The sequence below is a fragment of the Dietzia aurantiaca genome (assembly GCF_021033825.1).
Classification (GTDB): Bacteria; Actinomycetota; Actinomycetes; order Mycobacteriales; family Mycobacteriaceae; genus Dietzia; species Dietzia aurantiaca.
In genome coordinates, this window is the sequence record NZ_JAIFXZ010000027.1 from 1 (window position 1) to 3,753 (window position 3,753).

General features: G+C 64.9%; 2 protein-coding genes and 1 pseudogene. 2 read left to right on the top strand and 1 reads right to left on the bottom strand.

Annotated features, from left to right (window positions below; all coding sequences use genetic code 11):
* Window positions 1-293 precede the first annotated feature (293 nt).
* The gene (locus tag K3888_RS17440; protein WP_230931546.1) at window positions 294-506 is read left to right on the top strand and encodes a hypothetical protein; all 213 of its coding nucleotides are present in this window, start codon (window positions 294-296) and stop codon (window positions 504-506) included.
* Window positions 507-644: 138 nt separating this feature from the next.
* On the opposite strand, the pseudogene K3888_RS17990 reads toward K3888_RS17440, so the two are convergent.
* Window positions 645-827: pseudogene (locus tag K3888_RS17990) on the bottom strand (helix-turn-helix domain-containing protein); the annotation flags it as partial.
* Between the two features lie 152 nt (window positions 828-979).
* Here K3888_RS17990 and K3888_RS17445 point away from each other — a divergent pair.
* Complete coding sequence (locus K3888_RS17445; RefSeq protein WP_230931547.1) at window positions 980-2,152, top strand: cytochrome P450; 1,173 nt, start codon at window positions 980-982, stop codon at window positions 2,150-2,152.
* Window positions 2,153-3,753 lie beyond the last annotated feature (1,601 nt).

Below are 3,753 nucleotides of genomic sequence, written 5' to 3' on the forward strand. Positions count from 1 at the left end.
AGCCTCTCGGCCCGAACCCCGCTCCCTGGCGGCTCCGATAAAGTTACACGCACCCCAACACAACACCAAATCCCCAGGTCAATAGCCATGAACGTCGCTATACGATCGCCCTGTTACACGTGCTCGGATCTGGAACCTCGGCAGAACCGGTCCCCTCGATTGAACAGAAGCGCCGGTCCGACGTCGAGCGCCGGCCCGAAAGCAGGCTCCGGTTCATCAGGACTGCACGCCATCAACGACCGCGCCGGGAACTCGGACTGGAGTACCAATCACCTCGAGTGCTGCGGGCCGCGATGGGCCAGGAAGTCGGCAAGGAGATCGAGCTGGATCTGTTCTCCTTCACTGGCGGGCCACCAGAGGAACGAGAGCAGTACTCGAACCGCGAGCTGGGCGTGCTCATCGGGCGGCTGCTTCAAACCGATCAGCTCGGTAGCGATACCAGCTACGGTCTGCGACTCGATGAGCGTCTGGGACTGCGCGGCACTACCGGAGGAGAAGAACTGTGATGCGATCCGATCTCGGCGGGCCGCCGCCAGCGCGGACGTCAAGGCGACGACAGCACGTCGCCGCCCCGTGAGCCCCTCCACGTGCGCGGCAACTTCCTCAACGATCCGCGCCGAAGACCGTGTGAGAACCGCTTCAATGATCGCCGACCTACCTCTAACGTGTCGGTAGACGGTCGCTCGCGAGCAGTGTGCCCGGCGCGCGAGTTCTGAGACATCGAGCCCGTCGATTCCCTTCTCAACAATGAGGGACGAGGCCACGGCCAGCAGGCGATCGCGCGCGTGTCGGTGCCTTGCTGCTCCCAGCAACCAGTCGTCGGTCATATCTCATTATGAGACACCCGGCCCAGGCTGTCGCAACGTCGGCGCAGCATACGGAGGCGGCTTGAAACGCCCTGCGCGCACGACAGCGCGCGCCGTCTCGGATGTCGGCGGAGGCGTCGACGTACACGCGCTGATGCGCGAGTCTGTCAGCTATGACCACCGCACAGCAGATGATGACCCGTCTCGAGCCGACACACCCGGGCCCGCCGATCGAGCGACTCGGCGACTCGACCTTCTACTTTGTCCGGTCCCGGGACCTGATCGCCGAGGTGACCGCGCGGGCCGCGGAGTTCTCGTCCAACCTCACCGCCACGATGGTCATGGACGAACACGGGGCCATTACGGAGTTTCCCGTCGCCGGACTCGGGTCCCCCATCCACGCCTTGGCTACCGCCGACGGAGACACCCACCGAATCCACCGCAAACTAGTCCTTCCGTCACTCACGCCACGAAAGCTGCGGGCCTGGGCACCATTTGTGGACGAGACCATTCGGCAACTGTGGGCGGAGAGCTACGACGACGGAATTGACTGGGTTACCGAGATTGCCGAGAAACTCCCAGCGGCGGTCGTCGCCGAGCTCATCGGAGTTCCCCAACACCGCCGAGACCAACTACTCACCTGGGCGTTTGCCAGCTCCGCGATCCTCGACGGGGTGGTGACCCTGGATGAACTGGACGACGCGGTCAACAGTGTCGGGCAATTCATGGCGTTCCTCGATGAGGAGCTCCACAGGGCCCGGGTCGCCCTTCCCCCTACCGTTGTCGGAGACCTGGCACGCCTGATTAACAACTCAGACATCGACCACGACGTCGCAACCCACATCCTTGTCCAGCTCATCGTGGCCGGAATTGAATCAACCGTCGGCCACCTGGGCTCCCTGGCGTGGCGTCTTGGCCAACACCCCGAGCATCTCGCGACCATGCGTGACGACCCGCCCCGGCGGGACGGGTTCATCGAAGAGGTCCTCCGGCTCGACGCGCCCTTCGTTGGCCACTACCGCCATGTGGTCAGCGAGACCGAGCTCGGCGGCACACGACTGCCCGCGGGCTCTCGTCTGTTCCTGCTCTGGGGCCACGCGAACCGGGATGAACAGCACTTCAACCGACCTGACGAGTTTCTCCCGGGTCGGGACGACGGTGCGCACCTGAGCTTCGGCCGCGGGATCCACTTCTGCGTAGGGGCCGCTCTCGCACGACTTGAATCGCGGACAGCGCTCGACTTCCTGTTAGAACATGACGCCGATCTCCACATCGATACCAACGCACCGCAATGGCACCAGAGCCTCCTGGCCAGGCGGCTACGATCATTGCGGCTGACCGTATGACAGGCAGTTATCCGAGACCGCGCGATGGTGTCATCGCCAGAACTCGACTGCCACCGGCCCATCCGGTGGAAACTGAGCCCTCGCCTCCCCTGAGCGGGTGATTGCAGTCGAGAAGACGACCGCGACTGGTCGGTCACGCGGGCAGCTAAGTCGTTCCGACCAACGAGAGCTCCAAGAACGTGGGGATCGCGAATGGCACGATGAGGTCTGCGCTCGCGTCCTCGGCGCCGCCCGAGAGCCAAGGGCGCATAGAGCACCGCTGGTCGACATCAAGGACCCCCGGATCCCGAGGTTTTAAGGCCGGGTGACTGACGATGCCGGCAACCGTGATCGCCGAACGGAGCGCGCGGCCACATGCGATAACGGTGCTCGGTGGCGCGTACAGCCGCAACGTTCGGAGTGTCGCGGGGTCGACCCGACGGGTCGGATCGAGCATAAACCTGACAAGTACCTCGGCCGGTCGATCCTGATGGGTGGGAGATTCACCGGTCCCGGACGCACCCGCCGAGCTCTCCGAGCAGCTGACCAGACCAGATAGCCGGGCCTTGCGTGCAGATCAGTGTCGCCAGAACTCCCTCGGTTTCGACTCGATGGACTACATCGAGCCAGCGAGTAACCGGCAGCCGGCTCGGTTCCTCGAGCTGTTAGCACCGGCGGTACGCGGCTACGACGACCTGTACGACATCGCCTATCGCCGGCATCGTGCCCCTCGGTTCAGAGGCAGCGGCTTGAGCAGTAAAGCCGCCCCGGTCGTCTGTGCCGCCAGGGTGTTCAAGACGCCGACCACCACTCGCACGTTCGGCAGCCGCACGTGCGAAAGGACTTCCCCACACTCCTGGCGGACACAGCCGGTCGCAACGCGGTCGCCACCGGCTGCCCCGGGCAGTTCGAAGGCCACGCAGCTACCCGTCTCGAAGCCGAACTCCGCGAAGCAAGCACCTATGTAGCCGCTCATCTTCAACCAGGTCGACTACATCCCGTTCGACTCAGACACGATGAACTGGTTCTTCCGACTCGAGTCCCCTCTACGACAGGTGACGGATCGTGGCTACCTTGACCACGCCAATCGGCCGGCGGGGAGAGATCCTCGCCGGCGAGCTCGTTGCCGCCGGGATGACCGTCCGCCTCGTCGTCACCCACGCCGAGGTACTCGCCTCGACGGGCTGTCCGCCATCTAGCGATCCGCAGGCAGGCCTGCTGCTGGGCGCACCGGAATCGATCTCGGTCACCCAGCCACCCAGTACTGCGTCGCGCTTCGTCTCCCCACCCAGCCCAGCGCAGCCCCAGATCAGGGCGCTGCTGCTCACTGTGGGCCATCAGCCACGCGTATCCGCTCAGACGCTCGGCCGCAATCGTCCAATGCGCGCGGTCGGTAGCTGCACGATCGATCATCGTCGACCTGCTGGGATCCTCGTCGCCCCGACGAAGATGAGTCGGGATACCCGGGCCGCCCCCGGTGTCTGTGGGTGGGGTGGGTGGTGGGTAGTGGCCGGGGCTGGCGGGCTGGTGCTGGCGGGCTGGTGGTGGCGGGGTGTGGGGTTGGTTGGAGGTGGGGTGGTGAAATGGCGAGAACCCCAACCCGGTTAGGGGTTGGGGTTCTC

Coding starts and splice junctions, on each gene's coding strand:
- K3888_RS17440 (WP_230931546.1), top strand. CDS start 294: ATGGGCCAGGAAGTCGGCAAGGAGATCGAGCTGGATCTGTTCTCCTTC.
- K3888_RS17445 (WP_230931547.1), top strand. CDS start 980: ATGACCACCGCACAGCAGATGATGACCCGTCTCGAGCCGACACACCCG.